Source organism: Lysinibacillus sp. OF-1, from assembly GCF_028356935.1.
Classification (GTDB): Bacteria; Bacillota; Bacilli; order Bacillales_A; family Planococcaceae; genus Lysinibacillus; species Lysinibacillus fusiformis_D.
This window is the reverse complement of record NZ_CP102798.1, coordinates 573820-594567: the sequence shown is the minus strand read 5'-3', so window position 1 is coordinate 594567 and position 20748 is coordinate 573820. Positions and strand designations below refer to the sequence as shown.

At 37.0% G+C, this 20748-nt stretch carries 15 protein-coding genes; 1 reads left to right on the top strand and 14 read right to left on the bottom strand.

The window, feature by feature from the left end; translation table 11 throughout:
* Window positions 1–5: 5 nt before the first annotated feature.
* From NV349_RS02780 to NV349_RS02730, 11 genes are all read right to left on the bottom strand, one after another.
* The gene (locus NV349_RS02780; protein ID WP_036123689.1) at window positions 6–800 is read right to left on the bottom strand and encodes an ABC transporter ATP-binding protein; all 795 of its coding nucleotides are present in this window, start codon (window positions 798–800) and stop codon (window positions 6–8) included.
* Window positions 801–838: 38 nt separating this feature from the next.
* The gene (locus NV349_RS02775) at window positions 839–2563 is read right to left on the bottom strand and encodes an ABC transporter ATP-binding protein (RefSeq protein WP_036123690.1); all 1725 of its coding nucleotides are present in this window, start codon (window positions 2561–2563) and stop codon (window positions 839–841) included.
* Window positions 2564–2650: 87 nt separating this feature from the next.
* On the bottom strand, window positions 2651–4552 hold the full coding sequence (locus tag NV349_RS02770; RefSeq protein WP_271912342.1) for an AraC family transcriptional regulator: 1902 nt from the start codon (window positions 4550–4552) through the stop codon (window positions 2651–2653).
* A gap of 348 nt (window positions 4553–4900) precedes the next feature.
* Window positions 4901–5713 carry a hypothetical protein gene (locus NV349_RS02765; RefSeq protein ID WP_271912341.1) on the bottom strand — a complete coding sequence of 271 codons (813 nt, stop codon included), beginning with the start codon at window positions 5711–5713 and terminating at the stop codon, window positions 4901–4903.
* Between the two features lie 14 nt (window positions 5714–5727).
* A complete protein-coding gene (locus tag NV349_RS02760) occupies window positions 5728–7110 on the bottom strand; it encodes a TcaA 3rd/4th domain-containing protein (protein ID WP_036121417.1) in 1383 nt (460 codons plus the stop codon).
* Between the two features lie 272 nt (window positions 7111–7382).
* Window positions 7383–8666 (bottom strand): transcription termination factor Rho, encoded by a 1284-nt coding sequence (gene rho / locus NV349_RS02755; RefSeq protein WP_036121419.1) that lies wholly within the window; start codon window positions 8664–8666, stop codon window positions 7383–7385.
* Window positions 8667–8892: 226 nt separating this feature from the next.
* Window positions 8893–9849, bottom strand: coding sequence for a class II fructose-bisphosphatase (glpX, locus tag NV349_RS02750; RefSeq protein WP_036121428.1), 957 nt, complete (start codon window positions 9847–9849; stop codon window positions 8893–8895).
* A gap of 94 nt (window positions 9850–9943) precedes the next feature.
* Complete coding sequence (locus tag NV349_RS02745; RefSeq protein ID WP_036121421.1) at window positions 9944–11230, bottom strand: UDP-N-acetylglucosamine 1-carboxyvinyltransferase; 1287 nt, start codon at window positions 11228–11230, stop codon at window positions 9944–9946.
* 63 nt (window positions 11231–11293) lie between these two features.
* Window positions 11294–11944 (bottom strand): fructose-6-phosphate aldolase, encoded by a 651-nt coding sequence (fsa, locus tag NV349_RS02740; RefSeq protein ID WP_036121423.1) that lies wholly within the window; start codon window positions 11942–11944, stop codon window positions 11294–11296.
* Window positions 11945–12094: 150 nt separating this feature from the next.
* Window positions 12095–12949, bottom strand: coding sequence for a class II fructose-bisphosphate aldolase (locus NV349_RS02735; RefSeq protein ID WP_036121426.1), 855 nt, complete (start codon window positions 12947–12949; stop codon window positions 12095–12097).
* Window positions 12950–13340: 391 nt separating this feature from the next.
* Entirely contained in the window at window positions 13341–13700 is a 360-nt protein-coding gene (locus NV349_RS02730) for a response regulator (RefSeq protein ID WP_036121440.1), read from the bottom strand.
* Between the two features lie 155 nt (window positions 13701–13855).
* Between NV349_RS02730 and NV349_RS02725 the strand changes: the two genes are divergently transcribed.
* Window positions 13856–14386 carry a DUF2529 family protein gene (locus tag NV349_RS02725; protein WP_036121442.1) on the top strand — a complete coding sequence of 177 codons (531 nt, stop codon included), beginning with the start codon at window positions 13856–13858 and terminating at the stop codon, window positions 14384–14386.
* Between the two features lie 51 nt (window positions 14387–14437).
* Here the strand turns inward: NV349_RS02725 and NV349_RS02720 are convergent, their stop codons facing one another.
* From NV349_RS02720 to icmF, 3 genes are all read right to left on the bottom strand, one after another.
* Entirely contained in the window at window positions 14438–16030 is a 1593-nt protein-coding gene (locus NV349_RS02720; RefSeq protein ID WP_036121444.1) for a CTP synthase, read from the bottom strand.
* Between the two features lie 441 nt (window positions 16031–16471).
* Entirely contained in the window at window positions 16472–17014 is a 543-nt protein-coding gene (gene rpoE / locus NV349_RS02715; RefSeq protein ID WP_058844289.1) for a DNA-directed RNA polymerase subunit delta, read from the bottom strand.
* 461 nt (window positions 17015–17475) lie between these two features.
* Entirely contained in the window at window positions 17476–20724 is a 3249-nt protein-coding gene (gene icmF, locus NV349_RS02710) for a fused isobutyryl-CoA mutase/GTPase IcmF (protein ID WP_271912339.1), read from the bottom strand.
* Window positions 20725–20748: the final 24 nt, after the last annotated feature.

Below are 20748 nucleotides of genomic sequence, written 5' to 3'. Positions count from 1 at the left end.
AACTTTTATTCCTTCATGTCGTACAACTGATAAGATAGGCAGATTGGATTTTTACTATATGGACAAACAGCCATTTCTGCATCGATATTAAATACTTTTTGTAGATTTTCCTTTGTCATCACTTCTTTTGGACTACCGTTCACCATTAAATCGCCGTCTCTCATAGCCATTATGAAGTGGGAGAATCGTGACGCATGATTTAAATCATGCAAGACCATGATAATTGTTCGTCCTTCTTCCTTATTTAGTTTTTGCAGTAGCAATAATATATCTAGCTGGTGCGCTAAATCTAAATAAGTTGTTGGTTCATCCAGTACTAAAATATCCGTGCCTTGCGCCAATGCCATAGCAATCCATACTCTCTGACGCTGGCCACCTGATAATGCTTCAATTGGTCGATCACTAAATTCTCTTAGCCCCGTTACATCAATCGCCCAGTGGATATATTCGTAGTCTTCCTTTTGCAAGGAACCAAACCCAACTTGGTGAGGAAAGCGACCATATGATACCAATTCAAAAACCGTTAATCCTCCGGGTGCTGTTGCTGTTTGAGGTAAAATAGCCATTCTTTTGGCCACATCTTTCGTTTTTAATTGATGTATCGCCTTGCCATCTAAATAGACAGCTCCATTTTGTGTTCGTAATACACGGGCAACAGCCTTTAATAAAGTAGACTTGCCACAACCATTTGGGCCGATGATTGTGGAGATTTGCCCTTTAGGAATCTCCACACTTAAATCGTTGACGATGAGCGCTGAAGAATAACCAATCGCAACATGATCTATTTCGAGTACTGACATCTTTAACTTCCTTTCATTTTTGAGAATGCGTTCCACTCTTACATTTGTAAACCAAATTGAGCTGTATACAAGCCATAGTAAGCATTTTGGCGTTCCATTAATTGCTCGTGTGTACCTTCTTCAATGATGCCCTTTTTCGACACAACGACAATTCTGTCTGCATCCTTAATTGTTGCTAATCGGTGAGCAATCACTAATGTAGTACGTCCAATGGAAAGTTCATTTAATGCCTGTTGGATAGCTTGTTCAGTTTCTGTATCCAATGCAGATGTTGCTTCATCTAGTATTAAGATTTTTGGGTTTTTCAAGAAAATACGGGCAATGGATAATCTTTGCTTTTGACCACCTGATAATTTCACACCACGCTCACCAATTAATGTATCCATACCTTCAGGTAGAGCATTGATGACATCCGTCAGTTGCGCTCGTTGTGCTGCATACCAAATATCTTCTTCACTGGCATTTAAATCACCATAGGCAATATTTTCACGAATGGTACCATCGAATAAAAAGACATCCTGCTGGACAATCCCAATATGCGAACGTAAGGAATGCAGTTTAAAATCGCGTATATCCATACCATCAATACTAATGGATCCTTCATTGACTTCATAAAAACGTGGCAATAAACTACAGATTGTTGATTTCCCTGCACCAGATGGACCTACCAAGGCAACGGTTTCGCCAGGATTTACTTTTAAATTAATATGATGTAGGGCACGGTTATTGGCAGCATAGCCAAACGATACATCGGAGAAAGTAATTTCGCCATTAATTTCATCAACCATTTTTGCCTCTGGACGATCCGCAATTTCAGGTTCCGTTTCTAAAAATTCGATATAGCGTCTAAATCCTGCCATACCTTTCGGATAGCTTTCTATAAACATATTAATTTTGTTAATTGGGCCTAAAAGAATACCTGATAGTAAAATAAATGCGATAAAATCTCCATTTGTTATATGTCCATTTAAAACAAAATACGCTCCTACAAATAAAGTAAAGAGTGATAATACTTTAGTGAGTATGCCTGAAATAGCCTCATTCCAAGCCATTACTTTATAGGAGAACAGCTTTGTCATACGGAATCGTTCATTATTTACTTTAAAGCGTTTAATCTCATGATCTTCATTTGTGAAAGCCTGTACCACACGAATACCACTTACATTATTTTCAACTCGCGCATTGAAATCTGCGATATCTCCGAACATTTGACGGAATGCTTTGGACATTAACTTCCCAAAAATAATCGTTAAAATTAAAATGATCGGTACAAGTAAGAAAATAAGAATTGTAAAGGTTGGATCAATATAGTACATAACCCCAAACGTCCCAATAATCGTCATTGCCGCAATAAAAATATCCTCTGGACCATGGTGAGCAAGTTCACCAATATCCATTAAATCGTTCGTTAATCGAGAAACAAGATGCCCTGTTTTATTGTTATCAAAATATCGGAAAGATAGTTTTTGCACATGGCTAAAAGATTCCTTCCTCATATCTGTTTCAATATTAATCCCTAGCATATGCCCCCAGTACGATACGATAAAGTGAAGAATAGAATTGAAAATATATAGACCAAACAGCAATAAACTTGCCATAAGAATCCATTTTAATTCCCCATCTGGCAGAATATCATCAATTACTTTATTTAAAACAAGTGGAAATGCCAGCTCGATTAGTGCCACTAATATCGCACAGCTAAAATCTAAAATGAATAAACCTTTATAGGGTTTATAATATGAAAAAAAGCGCCTTAATAACATGTTGCAACCTCCTATGGTAATGTCATTTTCGTATCTAATAAATGAGCTATCTGATTCTACATACAGATAGCTCACATGTTTTCACAGTTATTGTTGCTGAGCCTTCGTAAAATCAACTATTTTGTCAGCTAGTTCTTCAGCTTGATGTAAGCCAGAGAGCGGATCAGAAGCAAAATAATATTCAGATGGAAGCTCTAATACTTGATTATTTTTAACGACATCTAAATTTGTCCACGTTGCTGGCAACTGGCCATCTTTGTTAAAGAAATTAATCATGAAGTTATAGTCACCTACATAATCACCTACTACTTCATAGGAAATCTCATAACGTCCATTACTTGCTTCCTTTGTATCAAAAATCTCCTGCACCTTTTCTTGAGGTTTCATACCCAAAATTTGATAGAGTGCTCTACCGCCTGATACACTTGATTGCCCCACAATTGTTGCATTTTTTTCAAACATTTCATAAATAGTAAATGTGGATCCTTCTGGAGTCACATCCATGATTTTTTCCTTAGCTTTTGCTATACGGTCTTCAAATTCTTTTGTAAAGTTTTCAGCCTCTGCTTGTCTTCCTAAGTAATTTCCCATTGCCTTAATTTCCTCAATCGCTGATTGATGAGCATCTTCAGCGAAGACAATTGTCGGGGCAATTTTTTCATATTTTGCTACATCTTCCACATTCCAAGTAATAATCAAGTCTGGCTTTAACTCTAAAACTTTTTCTAATGATACCTTACCATCTGTACCAATATTCGTAATTTCCCCATCCTTATAGTGTTGCTTTAAGAAAGCTGCATAATCAAGGTTAGCCGTTACGCCTCCAACTGGTACAACATCTAACGCTAAAATTTGCCCAAGATACCAATCGGTTACGATTCTCTCTGCCTTCACTGGAATTTCAACTTCGCGTCCACTATCATCTGTTACGGTTCTAGTCTCTGCCGTATCAGACGAAGTTTGTTCGTCAACCTTAGATTGGCTCGTATCTTCATTACATGCTGCCAGTAAAACAATCAGGCTTAGTAAAAAAGGTAGCTTTATATGCTGAATCATCTTTCTCATCATGATTTCATTTTCTCCATTCTCAAATCGTTTTGCTTGCGCGAGCTGATTATTATTGTATTGAAAATGATTCTCATTTGTAATGGCAATTTCGGACATACTAGCTGTATATTTCAGCCTAAAGCTACTTGGAGCCATATTTGTTGCTTTTTTAAAAGCACGACTAAAATAATATTCATCTTCAAAACCAAGAGAAATGGCAATTTCTTTAATGCCATATTGATTGGTTAATAAATACTGCTTAGCTTGCTCTATTCTCAATTGCTGTAAATAAATTTGTGGACCTATTTCATAACGCGCTTTAAAGATGCGTAATAAATGCCGTGTACTAATCTGAAGCATATCTGCTAATGTCTGTATAGATAGTGGTTGATGAATGTGTTGCTTAATAAACAATCGTGCAGCTTCTGCCTTATCCATCTCATGTGGTTTACCTTGCCCTTCCGATAATTCTCGAAAGACATGATAGACAAGCTCATAGAAGGAGGCCCTTACAGATAAATGCTCCTGAATGGAACCAGATTGCCATTTACTGTACATATCTTGAAGGATACTGTGAATGACGATCGGATTAGCGGGTACACATGAAAAATGTGTTTGAAATGGTTGATAATGCATGTGCAAATGTTGCATAAAAGCATCTTTGTACATGACATCCCCCTTATAGCTAATGAGAAAGTAGCTAACACTCTGTTGTGCTGTAATCTGAAGGCATTGAGATTTTCCTATATGAAAAATACTGAAGCGCTGCACGTGATAGGGTTGATCATCAATGACAACCTGTGCACCACCTCCTGTGACAATAAGAAACGAGCTATATGTTAAAACCTTTGACACATGAACATCTGATTTATTTATGTAATCGATTTGCTTCAACTGGATAAATGCATTTTGCCAAAGAAGCATATAAGCGTCATAATTCATCTTCGTCTCCTTCAATAAACATACTTTATAGCCTCATTATATTGATAATGATTATCAATTTCAATATACATTTATAAAATAAAACATATACAAAAATACCTGCCAAGCGCGAACTTGGCAGGTATTAAACAAACAATTGTTTTTAAAGCCTCTTTTTATTCAAAGGATCATCCAGACGCCAAATTTTAACGTCTAATATGAATGAGGGTCCTTCGTTGCAGAACAAGACAACAATACTAGAAGGTTGCTTCTTTTTGATAAAATAACTTGTCCATGTGTTAGTGCCATATGGATACGTATTTGTGAACTGTCTTCTCTTCAATAATTTTCTTTGAAGCTATTAATTTCTTATATTAAAAAACTTAAATAGTCCCCTATTGTTGAGTCAATAATAAAAGAGAAGATAATTGAAGTTAAGATAGCTGTTACAACTAGATAAAAAATAAAACTATAGAAATTATCAATAATTTTAGATGTATTACTCAATAATTTAACCATAACAAAAATAGGTATGATCCCGATAGCTAACACAAATCCAATATATAACATAATCATGGAATATGTATAAGATTTCAACAAGCCAAATAAAATACTTAAAATCGTAACTGCAATAGGAAGAGCGTAGTAACTTCCTATTTTACTAATCACATTTGTAAAACTGAGGTTTTCAGAAAATAATTTTGAAGTTAAGAATATGGCTAATACGTTTATCGCCATTAGTAAAATTAGAAATAATGACACATATAGAATCACTTGAATTATAGAAGGTCCATAACTTTCGAAAAGCCCAAACGTCCGTGAAGTGAAACTTTTTATTAATAAAAATACAGATAAAGCCGTAATTAAAACATAGATAATCATACTAGTAAGATTATTTTTCCAAGCTATTTCTACATTAAAACCTGCAGATGGTTTTTTTAATTGTTCTAGAAAATGATTAAAGTATAATTTAGATTGTTTTTTTAATAATTCAATTTGATCACTACTGTGCGAAGTTTCCTGAGCAGCCTGTCCGGCTTGTGGCTGCGGCTGATTTTGATAATCCGTCATATTATTTATTGTTGCTGCTTGTTCAAGAGCAGCGCTTTCTAGTGGAGTCCCGCATTTCCCACAGAATTTTCCATCCTCCTGCGAATGTCCACATGTTAAACAATTTTTCATCTACACATACCTCACTATAATTTTGTCTTTTTCGTATCTAAATCCACAATTTCATCAATAAAGTATTTTCCATTTTCAAATGAGAAAATATATTTCTTTTTACGTTCATAGTTAATAGAACCTTCTTTATCTGAAGAATAATTAAAAGTTTCATATGACTGTAACTCAAATTGTTTATCTGATAATGTATTAAATGATATTATTTCATTTAACAAAAATTCATAGTTATAGCCAGGAATATTATCATGATCCGTTACAAATTTCGCATAATCTTTTTTTATTTTACTTCCCTCTCTGAAATAATCACCTATGTAATCAAAATTTGTGTATCGAATAGCAGAGGAATAGTCTGAGCGGAAATTTTTATAAATATCCCTTATGATATCTTCATGTTCTGCTAATTTTTGTTCCGTTCGAATATGTTCAAATGGTAAATAAATAGTATCACTATCTAGTGGCAATACATCTGACTTTACCGTTTTACCATCTTTATCTTGACTTTGTGCATAAACTTCTATTTTACTATTTAGTTTCGCAGGATAAAGCTCTCTTAATTCACTTACTTTTTTTTCAGTCGATTTTCCATTTACATATAAAATCGCATCCTCTAAATCGGAGTCTACAGATACTGTTTGGAAACCCCAGTCTACATCAATTTGTGCAATATTGTCTGCTTGTGCTTCAAGCATTAGTTTTCCTTCGTCTGCTAAAGGTATATAACCACCTTCATAACTATAAGACCAAGCATACTCTCCTGGAATATAGTGACCAAATCCTACATTTTCCTCATCACTCTTACTGACAATTTCCTTATCCCCAAACTGTAAAGTCATATTTTTAAAAGGTGCATAAATAAACACTTCAGTCGGAATAATGATGAATTCAACCCTGTCATACAACCCAAATAAAATAGGTTTACTATGTACAGAAATAAATTCACCCCCATTGTATATAATATCTGGATTTTCATTATTCATAATACGTTCTACTTCATATGTAAGTTGATTTCTCAAATTTGTCCAACCGTACTCTTTAACAATCGCATAAAAATTTTGAGCATCTGCTACAGTGCCCTCTTTAACTTCAAACTCTTGAAAGAAAGCATCTTTATCTTGATTATTATACGCATCATTCATCGCACTAATCTGCTTAGTTGGCTCATAAATGCTACTTAAAACGAAATGTGTAATAGCAAGAACTAATAGTAGGACACTTGAGATAGAAAATATCCATTTCTGTTTTTTAGTCATTTTTTTACGATGCTTCTTTTGAGCACTTAGTTTTGGTTCAATTTTCATAGATGTTTTATCTTGTACATCGCTAAGACTATTGCCACAATTTGTACAATACAATACTTCTTCACTATTTTTTTCACCACAACTTATGCAAAATCTCATTAAAAATCACCATTCCTTATGTATAATAACATAATTATACAATACATTTATGGTAAATTGTAGTTTTTTAATTCAAATTTCATAGTTTCTATTTTGATACATTTAGTTTCTAGCTCCCTTTATCAGTAAAATAGTATTAGGAAAATGATTATACAATCATACAATATTTTCCTTTTTATATCACAAAAAATCACCATCAACTAATTTTAGTTAATGGTGATTCTTTTCTGAAGATTATAATCAGCAATATGAAGAGCTAACTAAATTTTAAGTTAAAGTAGCCCCTTACCTTTTGTGGCTTTTTTCATATCTTCGTTCAATTTCTCAAAAAATTCTTCATTTGATTTTGTCGTGCGCAGCTTTTTCAGGAAGCGCTCTGCAAAATCAGGCGCATCTGAAAATGTTTTACGGATCGCCCATAGTTTTTCAAGCTGTTCTGGCTCAAGAAGAAGCTCTTCTTTACGTGTACCTGAGCGGCGAATATCAAGCGCAGGGAAAATACGGCGCTCCGCCAACTGACGGTCTAGATGAAGCTCTAAGTTACCTGTACCTTTAAATTCTTCATAGATGACTTCATCCATACGAGAGCCTGTATCGACTAAAGCTGTTGCTAAAATTGTTAAGCTACCGCCTTCTTCAATATTACGAGCTGAACCAAAGAAACGTTTTGGTCTATGGAAAGCAGCAGGATCAATACCACCTGAAAGTGTACGTCCACTTGGCGGAATGACTAAGTTAAAAGCACGTGCTAAACGCGTGATAGAGTCCATTAAAATGATAACATCACGCTTATGTTCAACTAAACGGCGTGCACGTTCTAATACAATTTCTGCCACTTTCACGTGATTCTCTGGTACTTCATCAAATGTTGAGCTGACAACATCTGCATTTACAGAACGTTCAATATCTGTCACTTCCTCAGGACGTTCATCAATCAGCAAGACAATTAATTCAGCTTCTGGATGATTGGTTGTAATAGCGTTTGCAATTTCTTTTAATAAAGATGTTTTCCCTGCCTTTGGTGGTGCAACGATTAAACCACGCTGACCAAAACCTACAGGAGCCACTAAATCCATTATACGTGTTGATAAATTGCGCTGTGTTGTTTCAAGCTTAATTTGTCGATCAGGATATAAAGGTGTTAATGCAGGGAAATGCACACGTTCCTTTGCTACTTCAGGATCTTCGCCATTGACAGCATCTACTTGTAAAAGGCCGTAATAGCGTTCATTTTCCTTCGGTGGTCGCACCTTCCCAGACACCTTGTCCCCATTACGTAGGTCAAAGCGACGGATTTGAGATGCAGAAATATAAATATCTTCTTTACTTGGTGAGTAGTTTATTGGTCGTAGGAAGCCAAAGCCCTCTTGCGAAACAATTTCTAATACGCCTTCCATAAAGAAATAGCCCTCTTGCTCTGAACGCGTTTTCAAAATAGCAAATATTAATTCTTTTTTCGTTAGCTTGCTATAATATGAAATTTTATATTGGCGTGCGAGGGCGTAAAGCTCTTTTAACGTCATGTTTTCTAATTGAGCGATTGTCAATGTAGACATATGCACAACTCCAGTCTTTTTCAAAATATAATACAATTATTGGGGTTATCATTGAAGTTTTCGATAGGCTCTGTTAATGCTTATATGGTAGCCTGAGTTTAATAATAACTACTGATACACTTTCTACCATACAACTAAACATTGCCTTAAAATATGGGATGGTTAATTTAAGAAGAAGGTACCTAGCACAATAGATGTACTAGGTATATTTTAGAAGAAAATATCATTAATATCTAGGTTTTTTCTCAAGAGCGTGACGGCCTTCTACAAAGCGAACCGTACCGGATTTAGCTCGCATAACTACTGAGTGTGTTAGGGCATAAGCACCTTTATATTGAACACCCTTTAAAAGCTCGCAATCTGTTACAGCAGTTGCTGCAAAAATAGCATCATCGCCTTTTACTAGGTCATCTAAATAAAGCACTTTCTCAACATCTACACCCATTTTTGTGCAGCGTTCTAATTGCTCTTCATCCTCTGGTACTAGTTTTGCTTGGAAGTCCCCACCGAGGCATTTTAAGGCCACTGCCGAAATAACACCCTCTGGAGCGCCACCTGTTCCAAACATAATATCAATACCCGTTTCATCAAAAGCGGTGTTGATTGCTGCGCCAACATCGCCATCTTGGATAAACTTAATACGTGCGCCAGCTTCACGAATTTCATCAACAATTGCTTGATGGCGAGGTCGATCTAAAAGAGTAGCAACTACATCAGAAATATCTTTATTTTTAGCCTTTGCTACTTGTAATAAGTTATAAGTGACAGAAGCATTTATATCCACTTTTCCAGCCGCTTCTGGCCCTACAGCAATTTTCTCCATGTACATGTCTGGCGCATTTAACAAATTGCCTTTATCTGCAATAGCAAGTACTGTCATGGCACCGTTCGTACCTTTTGCCACAATATTTGTACCTTCTAAAGGATCCACTGCGATATCTACTTTTGGACCACCATTTCGTAAACCAAGTTCTTCACCAATATAAAGCATTGGTGCTTCATCCATTTCACCTTCACCAATTACTACTGTAGCATGCATTGGAATTGTATCGAACATTTTGCGCATCGCTGTTGTTGCTGCATCATCTGCTTCAATTTTCAAACCGCGTCCCATCCATTTCCCGGATGCGATTGCTGCTGCTTCTGTTACTCGTACTACTTCCATCGATAAACTACGTTCCATTGTTGCTTTGCCTCCCGTTATCGGCATCTTTTTATGCCAAAACATTCAAATTACCTCTATTGTAACATAATTGGCTGAAAACTTTTAGCTCTCATTATTCCTTTGTCTCAGCTACACGTGCCATGATTGTTTCACGTCGAATATCAGCGCCTAAATCACGTAATTTCTCAATAAGTGAGCTATAGCCACGTTCAATATGATAGATATCCTGAACCTCTGTTTCGCCTTCAGCTAAGAGACCAGCTAAAACTAAAGCTGCACCCGCGCGAAGATCTGTAGCTGTTACCGTTGAGCCATGTAATTTACTCGGCCCTTTAATAATAGCTGTATTTCCTTCTACACGAGCATCTGCATTCATACGACGAAGCTCATCAATATGTTTAAATCGAGCTGTATAAATAGTATCTGTTACTTTAGAAGAACCGAATGCCTGTGACATTAACACCGCAAGTGGCTGCTGAATGTCCGTTGGGAATCCGGGGTATACCAGCGTTTTGACATCCACTGCCTGTAATGTCGAGAGATCTGTTTTTGGTACATAAATACTTTCTTCACCAATTTCGATTTTCACACCCATTTCACGAAGCTTTGCGATAATCGCTTCTAAATGCAGTGGAATAACGTTATCAATGGTAATACCATCACCAACTGCTGCAGCCATTATCAAAAATGTAGATGCTTCAATGCGATCTGGTATAATCGTATGCTCGGTACCATGTAGCTCTTCTACACCTTCAATACGGATGACACTTGTACCTGCACCTTTAATATTGGCCCCCATATTCGTCAGAAGTGTCGCTACATCGATGATTTCAGGCTCCTTTGCGGCATTTTCAATGACAGTCCGTCCCTTTGCAAGCACTGCTGCTAACATAATATTAATCGTTGCCCCAACACTTGCTACATCTAAATAAATTTTTGCCCCAATCAATTCATCTGCACGTAAATAGATGGCTCCATGTTCATTGGTAATTTTAGCTCCCAATGCCTCAAAGCCTTTTATATGTTGGTCAATTGGTCGTGGTCCTAAAAAGCAGCCTCCAGGTAACCCTATGACTGCTTTCTTAAAACGTCCAAGCATAGCACCCATTAAATAATAAGAAGCGCGTAACTTTTTCACGTTTCCATTTGGTAAAGGCAATGCAATCATATCTGTAGGATCAATTGTCATTGTGCCATCCTCAAATGAAACTTCTCCACCAATTTCCTCTAATAAAGCCTTTAACGTCCAAGCATCTGAAATTTCGGGTATCCCCCCAATAGTCACTGGAGAGTTCGCCAAAATTGATGCAGGAATTAAGGCGACTGCACTATTTTTTGCACCACTAACTTTAATTGTACCTCGTAGACGATTTTCGCCAGTAATTTTATAAACATCCATTTTGCGTTCTCCCTCATGATTGGAAAGTAGTATTTTTTGCAATTGGCTCACTTTATAATCTTATTATTCGCCTTTTCTCGTATTCCAATCCGTTAAAAATCCTTCAATTCCTTTTTCCGTTAATGGATGGTTGAAAAGTTGCTTTAATACTTTAAACGGTGTAGTTGAAATATGTGCGCCAGCTAAAGCTGCTGCTGTAACATGCTGAGGATGACGAACAGAAGCAGCAATAATTTGCGTATCGATATTATGAATGGTAAAAATATCTGCTATTGTTTCAATTAGCTCGACACCATTTTGACCAATGTCATCTAAACGGCCGATAAATGGTGATACGTATGTAGCACCTGCACGCGCAGCCATTAATGCTTGGTTCGCACTAAAGATTAATGTCACGTTTGTTTTAATACCTTTGTTTGCAAAGAAACGACATGCCTCTAATCCAGCTGGTGTCATTGGTAACTTTACTGTTATGTTTGGAGCAATCGCAGCTAATTCCAAACCTTCTTTAATCATACCTTCCGCATCAAGTGCAATAACTTCTCCGCTTACAGAGCCATCAACAAGCTCAGCTATTTCACGAAGACGATCATGGAAAGAAACATTCTCTTCTTTAGCCACTAATGATGGGTTTGTTGTAACCCCTGATAAAATACCCCATGCATGTGCCTCTTTAATCTCTTCAAAGTTTGCTGTATCAATGAAAAATTTCATTTTTATTTCCTCCTGATCATTTTTCTTATATTATTAAATATTTTCCAAAATTTCATTATTTCAAAAACAAGAGAAGGTCGATTGAAAGCATCAACACTTCTCTTAGTATGTGTATTTAACTATGCTTTTGTAACATATTAAATGCAAAAATTATGCTTTTTGTGCACTACCAAATTCACGAATTTTACCAATAACCGTTGCCTTAATGGCTTCACGTGCTGGACCAAGGAATTTACGTGGATCGTAAACAACTTTGTCGTTGTCTAGAATTTCACGGATTACTTTTGTTGCTTCAATTTGATTTTCAGTATTGACGTTGATTTTAGCTGTACCTAATGAAATGGAACGTTGAATATCCTTTGTTGGGATACCTGTACCACCATGTAAGACAAGTGGAAGATCCGCTAATTTAGAGATTTCTTCCATTTCTTTAAAGCCTAAGTTTGGCTCTCCTTTGTAAGGACCATGTACAGAGCCAAGTGCTGGTGCTAAGCAATCGATGTCTGTCAGTTCAACCATTTTGCGGCATTCTTCTGGATTAGCATAAATAATACCACCGATTACGCCATCTTCATCTCCACCAACTGTTCCTAATTCTGCTTCCACAGAAACGCCTTTAGCATGTGCGTATTCTACTACTTCTGAAGTAATTTTTACATTTTCCTCAAATGAGTGATGTGATGCATCAATCATCACTGAAGTAAAGCCTGCATCAATTGCCTCTTTACATTTTGCAAAGCTAGAACCATGGTCAAGATGAATCGCTACAGGAACTGTAATACCGTAAGATTCCATTAAACCTTTTACCATATGAACAACGGAAATAAATCCGCCCATATATTTACCTGCACCTTCAGAAACACCAAGAATCACTGGAGATTTTTCTTCTTCAGCTGCTTGTAAAATTGCTTGAGTCCATTCAAGGTTATTAATGTTGAATTGACCAACCGCATAACCTTCTGCTTTTGCTTTAATTAACATCTCTTTCATAGATACTAATGCCATACTAAAAATCCTCCTCATAGGACTATTCTTTACATAAACATGCCCCTCAATCATAGCAAAAATAATAGCCCCTGAAAAGCAGGGGCTATTATTTTCTACACGAAAGCGGAGGGCAACGTAGCGGCAGTGTCGCCAAAGTGTAGTGCAACGTAACGGCGGCGCTTGAACCTGAAATGCAGGGGCTCTTATTTTCTACACGATAGCCGCAGTATAACGTAGCGACAGTGTCTGCCGTTGTGGAGTGTAACTCAACAGAGGCTTGCACCTGAAATGCAGAGGCTCTTATTTTCTACACGACAGCATAGTGCAACACACTGAAATTGAAGGCAATACCCTGTCGCTTCTTTCAAAATAAACATAAAAAACAGACCGTGTGTCCACTGTCTGTTTTTTACACCTGTAAAGCCTTATTTACTTCATCTCGCACCTCAAAAATATCAAATGGTTTTGTAAAGTAACGAATAGCTCCTAATTCTAAAGCTTCTTGCACTACATCCAATTCGCCATATGCTGTCATCATAAATACAGGTAACTTCGGAAATTTTTCTTTTAAGCGTTTCAAGATTTCAATACCGTCCATCCCTGGAATCTTCATATCCAGTAAAACACAATCCATCTGTTGCTCATCTGCATATTTTAATGCCTCTGAACCATTAGCCGCTAAATATGTAAGATAACCTTCCTTTTTCAACACTTCATTTAAAAGTAAACGAATTCCCTGCTGATCATCGACAATTAGTAATCGTTTCACATTTCATTCCGCCCTTTTTTAGTTTTATTCTTACACAAAAACTTTCTTTATTATGTATAATTCTCCTTTTTCAGCTTAATACCTTCTAGTATTATAAATTATCTGCTTTTGCTTTCTACCTTTTCCGCCCCTATAATATGGTTAGAGGTGGGAACATGTCAAAAATTCTAACAACACAATTAAGTGGATTATTACAAAGAATAACACAAAATGAAGAGGAGGCTATTGAGGAAACAGCAAGACTCCTTGCACAAGCAGCCATTGGAGAAGGTCATGTGTATTTCGCTTGCTTTGGTGAAATGCAAGTTATTGAATCCAATGCATCTCAAGCAGTTGAACCATTTAGCAAATTAGCTCCTTGGACTTCGAGTACAAGCTTAACTGAAGCTGATCGTGTTTGCATTTTTACACGCAGTGCGCACGATGAGGAGGCACTGGCTTTAGCTCAAGACTTAAATAAACGGTTTATTCCTTTCGCTGCTGTTGCGAGTGAAGTAGCGAATACGGAAAATCCTCTTGCAGATTTGGCCTATACGTATGTTTCTACACGCGTTAAAGGTGGTTTATTGCCTAATGATTTAGGGCAAAGAATCGTTGTACCACATGCAATTGCTGGACTTTTTGTATATGAAGCAGTGAAAATTGCTTATGATGAAATGCTTGGTATTGATGAAGAAGAACTATAAACATTCATTTAAAAAGAGTTGTCTCATTAATAGAGAGACAACTCTTTTTGATTATTTAAATGTTGCTCCGATAAAATCACGGAACAATGGTTGTGGACGATTTGGACGTGAAACTAGCTCTGGGTGGAATTGACATGCTACAAAGAAGTTGTTACCTGGTAGCTCAATAATTTCAACCAATTTGCCATCAGGGCTTGTACCTGAGAAGACAAGACCTGCTGCTTCCATTGCCTCACGATATTCATTGTTAAACTCATAGCGGTGACGGTGACGCTCATAAACAAGCTCTTTACCGTATGCATTGCTTGCCTTTGAACCATCTTTCAATTTACATGGGTATAATCCTAAACGTAATGTACCGCCAATATCTACACTATCATTTTGATCTGGTAAGAAGTCGATAATTGGGTACTCTGTATTTGCATCAAGCTCTGTAGAATGTGCACCTTTTAAACCAAGGACATTACGAGCAAATTCTATTGTTGCTAATTGCATACCTAAGCAAATACCAAGGAACGGTACATCATTTTCACGCGCATATTGTGTCGCTAAAATTTTCCCTTCAACACCACGATCACCAAAACCGCCTGGTACTAAAATGGCATCTGCACCTTTTAATAGTGAAGCAACGTTATCTGCATTGACATGTTCTGCATTAATCCAGTCAATTTCAATATCAGAGTTAAATGCGTAGCCCGCATGCTTTAATGCCTCAACTACTGAAATGTAAGCATCTTGTAGTTCCACATATTTCCCTACTAATGCTACTTTTCTTTTATTTGGTAAGTTCTTCACTTTGTCTACCAGCTCGCGCCATTCTTCCATATCTGCCTCTGGTGCTTCAATGCCAAAATGATCAAGAACGATATCATCAATATCTTGTGCATGCAGGTTTAATGGCACTTCATATAAATGCTCTGCATCACGAGATTCAATAATTTCATGTGGTTGCACATCACAGAATAATGCTAATTTCTCTTTCATATCTTGTGGTACTTCTTGTTCTGTACGTACGACGATAATATTTGGCTGGATACCTAAAGAGCGTAATTCTTTAACAGAATGCTGAGTAGGCTTTGTTTTCAATTCACCAGCTGCTTTAATATAAGGTATAAGTGTACAGTGAATATACATCACATTGTCATGACCTAAATTTGTTTTCATTTGGCGAATCGCTTCAAGGAATGGCAATGATTCAATATCCCCTACTGTCCCACCAACCTCTGTAATAACAACGTCTGCATTAGTTTCACGACCAGCACGTTGGATACGGTCTTTAATTTCGTTTGTAATATGAGGAATTACTTGTACTGTTCCACCATTATAATCACCACGACGTTCTTTCTGTAATACAGATTGGTAAACGCGACCTGAAGTTACTGTAGAATGTTTCCCTAGGTTAATGTCAATGAAACGTTCATAATGTCCTAAGTCTAAATCAGCCTCAGCACCATCATCTGTTACAAAAACCTCACCATGTTGATAAGGGCTCATTGTACCTGGGTCAATATTGATATATGGGTCAAACTTTTGAATCGTAACTTCTAAACCACGGTTCTTTAATAAACGACCTAGAGATGCTGCAACAATCCCTTTTCCAAGTGATGATACAACCCCACCTGTTACAAAAATATACTTCGTCATGAATAAATTCCTCCTTATGATGTTCTAAAATTACTAGCTCGCTTAGGGGGGAACAGAATCCTTTATATTCTAATACCCTAAAAAAAGAAAAGCCGAGAATGTCTACAAAAAATGTAGTCGATTCGAAGCTGTAATCGGTTCTATCTCTTTTCCACTTTCCTTTAAACCTTAAAACTCTAACATTTATCCAGTCACCGTTTACTATACATCATGAATAAATCCAAACTTTTATATTCATTTCTGGATGAATGTATGGGAGAACTGAATATAGTTAAAAACAAAAAAACGCTCCTCCTGCATAGGTTTGCAGGGGGAGCGTATTATATACACGGTCTTTCTCCTTCTTTTAAGGAGCCCAAGTAAAAGATTAAACGGAACCGTGATAGAAGTCAAGATTTTTTACTCCATGCCTAATAGAAAGAAAATTCTAAGAGTACTGTATTAGTTTTCTTCCTCTTCTTCGTCGAACTCTTCTTCCTCTTCATCAATAAAGTCTTCATCAATTTCTTCATCAATATCTTCGATTTCTTCATCGTCAAAATCGATTTCTTCTTTTTCTTCGTCCTCTTCTTCAATATCTTCTTCATCAACAAACTCTTCGAAGTCTTCGTCAAAGTCGATATCTTCTTCTTCTAAATCTACATCCTCATCAAGATCTTCATCATCAAAGGCAGCTTTAGATTTTTTCTTTTGAGTCTTAACAGAAGGTGCTGTTTCTTCTTCAATTTGCTCTACTTTAAACCATTCACGTAGGCCCCATCCTGCTTCTTGATTATATAAGAAGCGGCCATCAATATTAATATCTGTATAAAATTGTAACAGACGGGATTTCATTTCTGCATCACTATAGCCCACAAGCTCTTGAATTAATTTTAGTAAATCATTAAAAGACACTGAGGCACGTTTTTCATTTAAAATTGCATAAGCTAAGTTAATTAACGATTCTTCCGTTAATTGTTCCTTTGTCATTTCACGAAAATTCAATTCGTGCACTTCCTTTCCCTCATCACAATGGACGTTTTAAAATTACATGGTGCTTTATTTTCCAAGCGCAGCAAAAAAGGCCACGCAAAAGGTACTTTCTATACATAAGCATAATACCCATTATATACAAAGTTTTAGCCCCTTTGCTAGCTTCAATTACTGTTTTTTATATTACGCATTTTTTTTATTCCAAGATAAAACAAATAAACAGATAATAGTAGTAAAGGAATAGCGCCAATTTGCTTATTATACAGGAAAATGGCTACCAATACTAAAGCTAATATAATTATGTAGTGAATAAATGATTTCATCCCTACTGCGCCTCCCCTTTTTTTACATTTCTATTATAACGAAAATAAAAAGAAGTGCCTAATCTTAAGACTAGACACTAGAAACTAGAGAAGCTTGTTACATAAATTAGAAAAAAATGTTAGAAAAAAAGCAGTTTTGAATGTCTACAATTACATATTTCGACGATATTGTCCGCCAACTTCATATAAAGCTTTTGTAATTTGTCCTAAGCTTGCTACTTTTACTGATTCCATAAGCTCAGCAAAAATATTACCATTGTTAACAGCAACTTCTTGTAAACGTGCGATTGCAGCTTCACTTTCTTCTTCATGCGTCTTCCAGAATGCTTGTAAATTGCGAATTTGCGTTTCCTTCTCTTCTGTGGATGCACGAGCAATTTCCATATTATCGATAGCAGCGTCTGAAGGTGGATTTGGATTCAGGTACGTATTGACACCAATGATTGGTAGCTCCCCTGAATGCTTTAACATTTCATAGTACATGGACTCCTCTTGAATTTTACCTCGTTGATATTGCGTTTCCATTGCACCTAAAACACCACCACGATCATTAATACGATCAAATTCCTCAAGGACCGCTTCTTCTACAAGATCTGTCAATTCTTCTATAACAAATGCACCTTGCAGAGGATTTTCGTTTTTTGCCAAGCCATGCTCTTTCGTAATAATCATTTGGATAGCCATGGCACGACGTACAGATTCCTCTGTAGGTGTTGTAATAGCTTCATCATAGGCATTTGTATGCAATGAGTTACAGTTATCTTGTAATGCCATCAATGCTTGTAATGTTGTACGAATATCATTAAAATCAATCTCTTGCGCATGTAGACTACGACCAGATGTTTGAATATGATATTTTAGCTTTTGCGCACGTTCATTGGCACCATATTTATCACGCATTACAATGGCCCAAATACGACGAGCAACACGTCCAATTACTGTATACTCTGGATCAAGTCCATTCGAGAAGAAGAACGATAGATTTGGTGCAAAGTCGTTAATATTCATGCCACGACTTAAATAATACTCTACATACGTAAAGCCATTTGCTAAGGTGAAAGCTAATTGGGAAATAGGATTTGCCCCTGCCTCTGCAATATGGTAACCCGAAATAGAAACGGAATAGTAGTTACGCACCTTATGATCAATAAAGTATTGCTGAATATCACCCATCATACGTAAAGCAAACTCTGTCGAGAAAATACATGTGTTCTGTCCTTGATCTTCTTTTAAAATATCAGCTTGTACTGTACCACGTACAACCTGCAATGTGTTTTCACGTGTCTCGGTAAACTCTTCTACTGTCAAAGTCCGTCCTAGCTCTTGTTCGCGCAATTTAACTTGTTGATCGATCGCCGTATTCATGAACATCGCTAAAATAATAGGCGCTGGACCATTAATGGTCATAGATACAGATGTAGACGGTGCACATAAATCAAAGCCTGCATAAAGCTTTTTCATATCCTCTAATGTACAGATCGATACACCCGATTCCCCGACCTTACCATAAATATCTGGACGGTAATCTGGATCTTCCCCATAGAGAGTTACAGAATCAAAGGCTGTAGATAAACGTTTCGCATCGTCATCCTTCGATAAATAGTGGAAGCGTTTATTTGTACGTTCAGGTGTTCCTTCACCAGCAAATTGACGCTTCGGATCTTCTCCCTCACGTTTGAATTGGAAAACACCTGCTGTATAAGGAAACTCACCAGGAACATTCTCTTTGTACACCCAGCGTAATATTTCACCGTAGTCCTCAAATTTCGGCAATGCTACTTTAGGAATTTTTGTACCAGAAAGACTTGTTGTTTTTAAAATAGTGCGAATTTCTTTGTCTCGAACCTTCGTCACAAACTCATCACCAGCATAAGCTTCTTTTAAAGTTTGCCAATTATCCAATATACGCTTGGATTCTGCTGATAATTCATCTCTGACACCTTGTGCTAAAGAAGAAAGCGATGCTATAAGTGCATCCTCTGGTGCTTTTTCCTTAACTGCCGTAATAGCACCTTCTAATTGGAACAGACGGCGAGCAAATCCCACCTGCTGTTCTGATTTTTTATGATAGCCACGAACCGTGTCAGTAATTTCACGTAAATAATAACGACGATCGTTTGGAATAATGACATCTTGCTTTTGCGTCTTAGCAAATTGCTCATAGCTTGTTTCCCAATTGTAGCCTGTTTTTTCGTTAATAATATGAACTAAAGCTGCGAATAATGCATTGGTCCCTTTGTCATTAAACTGGCTAGCAATTGTTCCATAAACAGGCATACTATCAAGTGATTCTTCCCATAGCTCACGAGATCGTTGGTATTGTTTTTGTACTTGACGTAGCGCATCCTCCGAGCCTTTACGCTCAAACTTATTGATCGCAATGACATCTGCAAAATCAATCATATCAATTTTCTCAAGCTGTGTAGGTGCACCAAATTCACTTGTCATAACATACATGGAAAGATCTGTATACCTTGTGATTTCGGCATCACCTTGACCAATACCACTTGTTTCGACGATGATTAAATCATAGCCCGCTACACGTACTACATCTATTACATCACCAATAGATGCAGATAATTCAGTGCGAGAGCCTCGTGTTGCTAAACTACGCATATAAACGCGGTTATTGAAGATGGCGTTCATGCGAATTCTATCGCCAAGTAATGCTCCACCTGTTTTTTGCTTTGTTGGATCGACTGAAAGAATGGCTACACGTTTATCTGGGAATTCTTTCAGGAAACGGCGAATCAGCTCATCCGTTAATGAAGATTTCCCTGCGCCACCTGTTCCTGTAATCCCCATGACAGGTGTACCTTTTGAACGCTTTCGTGCCTCAATTAACATCTCTTTCGTAGCTTCATCCTCATTTGACTCAGCTGCTGTAATTAGATTGGCTAAAATTTCAGGCGTTTCTGTCGTTAAAGCCTCTAATTTATCTAAATAGTTGCCTGTTGCAGTTGGAAAGTCCGTTCCTTTAATTTGCTCATTAATCATCCCTTGTAGCCCTAAAACACGGCCATCCTCTGGTGAGAAAATGCCTGCAATGCCATACGCATGAAGCTCTTTAATTTCACGAGGTAAAATAACCCCACCACCACCGCCATAAATTTTAATATGCGGTGCCCCTTTTTCACGCAGCAAATCATACATATATTTAAAGTATTCCATATGCCCGCCTTGATAAGAAGAAACTGCAATACCTTGTGCATCTTCTTGAATCGCGGCATTCACGACTTCTTCGACAGAACGGTTATGCCCTAAATGGATTACTTCTACACCGCTCGATTGTAATATGCGTCGCATTATATTGACCGAAGCATCATGTCCATCAAAAAGACTTGATGCTGTCACAAAACGTACGTGATTTTTTGGACGATATACTTCTACCTTTGTCATATGAAATCCCCACTCTCTCCCCTT

What these genes read in the sequence shown, in the direction of transcription:
- NV349_RS02780 (WP_036123689.1), bottom strand. Translation starts at nt 800, where the DNA reads ATGTCAGTACTCGAAATAGATCATGTTGCGATTGGTTATTCTTCAGCG.
- NV349_RS02775 (WP_036123690.1), bottom strand. Translation starts at nt 2,563, where the DNA reads ATGTTATTAAGGCGCTTTTTTTCATATTATAAACCCTATAAAGGTTTA.
- NV349_RS02770 (WP_271912342.1), bottom strand. Translation starts at nt 4,552, where the DNA reads ATGAATTATGACGCTTATATGCTTCTTTGGCAAAATGCATTTATCCAG.
- NV349_RS02765 (WP_271912341.1), bottom strand. Translation starts at nt 5,713, where the DNA reads ATGAAAAATTGTTTAACATGTGGACATTCGCAGGAGGATGGAAAATTC.
- NV349_RS02760 (WP_036121417.1), bottom strand. Translation starts at nt 7,110, where the DNA reads ATGAGATTTTGCATAAGTTGTGGTGAAAAAAATAGTGAAGAAGTATTG.
- rho (WP_036121419.1), bottom strand. Translation starts at nt 8,666, where the DNA reads ATGTCTACATTGACAATCGCTCAATTAGAAAACATGACGTTAAAAGAG.
- glpX (WP_036121428.1), bottom strand. Translation starts at nt 9,849, where the DNA reads ATGGAACGTAGTTTATCGATGGAAGTAGTACGAGTAACAGAAGCAGCA.
- NV349_RS02745 (WP_036121421.1), bottom strand. Translation starts at nt 11,230, where the DNA reads ATGGATGTTTATAAAATTACTGGCGAAAATCGTCTACGAGGTACAATT.
- fsa (WP_036121423.1), bottom strand. Translation starts at nt 11,944, where the DNA reads ATGAAATTTTTCATTGATACAGCAAACTTTGAAGAGATTAAAGAGGCA.
- NV349_RS02735 (WP_036121426.1), bottom strand. Translation starts at nt 12,949, where the DNA reads ATGGCATTAGTATCTATGAAAGAGATGTTAATTAAAGCAAAAGCAGAA.
- NV349_RS02725 (WP_036121442.1), top strand. Translation starts at nt 13,856, where the DNA reads ATGTCAAAAATTCTAACAACACAATTAAGTGGATTATTACAAAGAATA.
- NV349_RS02720 (WP_036121444.1), bottom strand. Translation starts at nt 16,030, where the DNA reads ATGACGAAGTATATTTTTGTAACAGGTGGGGTTGTATCATCACTTGGA.
- icmF (WP_271912339.1), bottom strand. Translation starts at nt 20,724, where the DNA reads ATGACAAAGGTAGAAGTATATCGTCCAAAAAATCACGTACGTTTTGTG.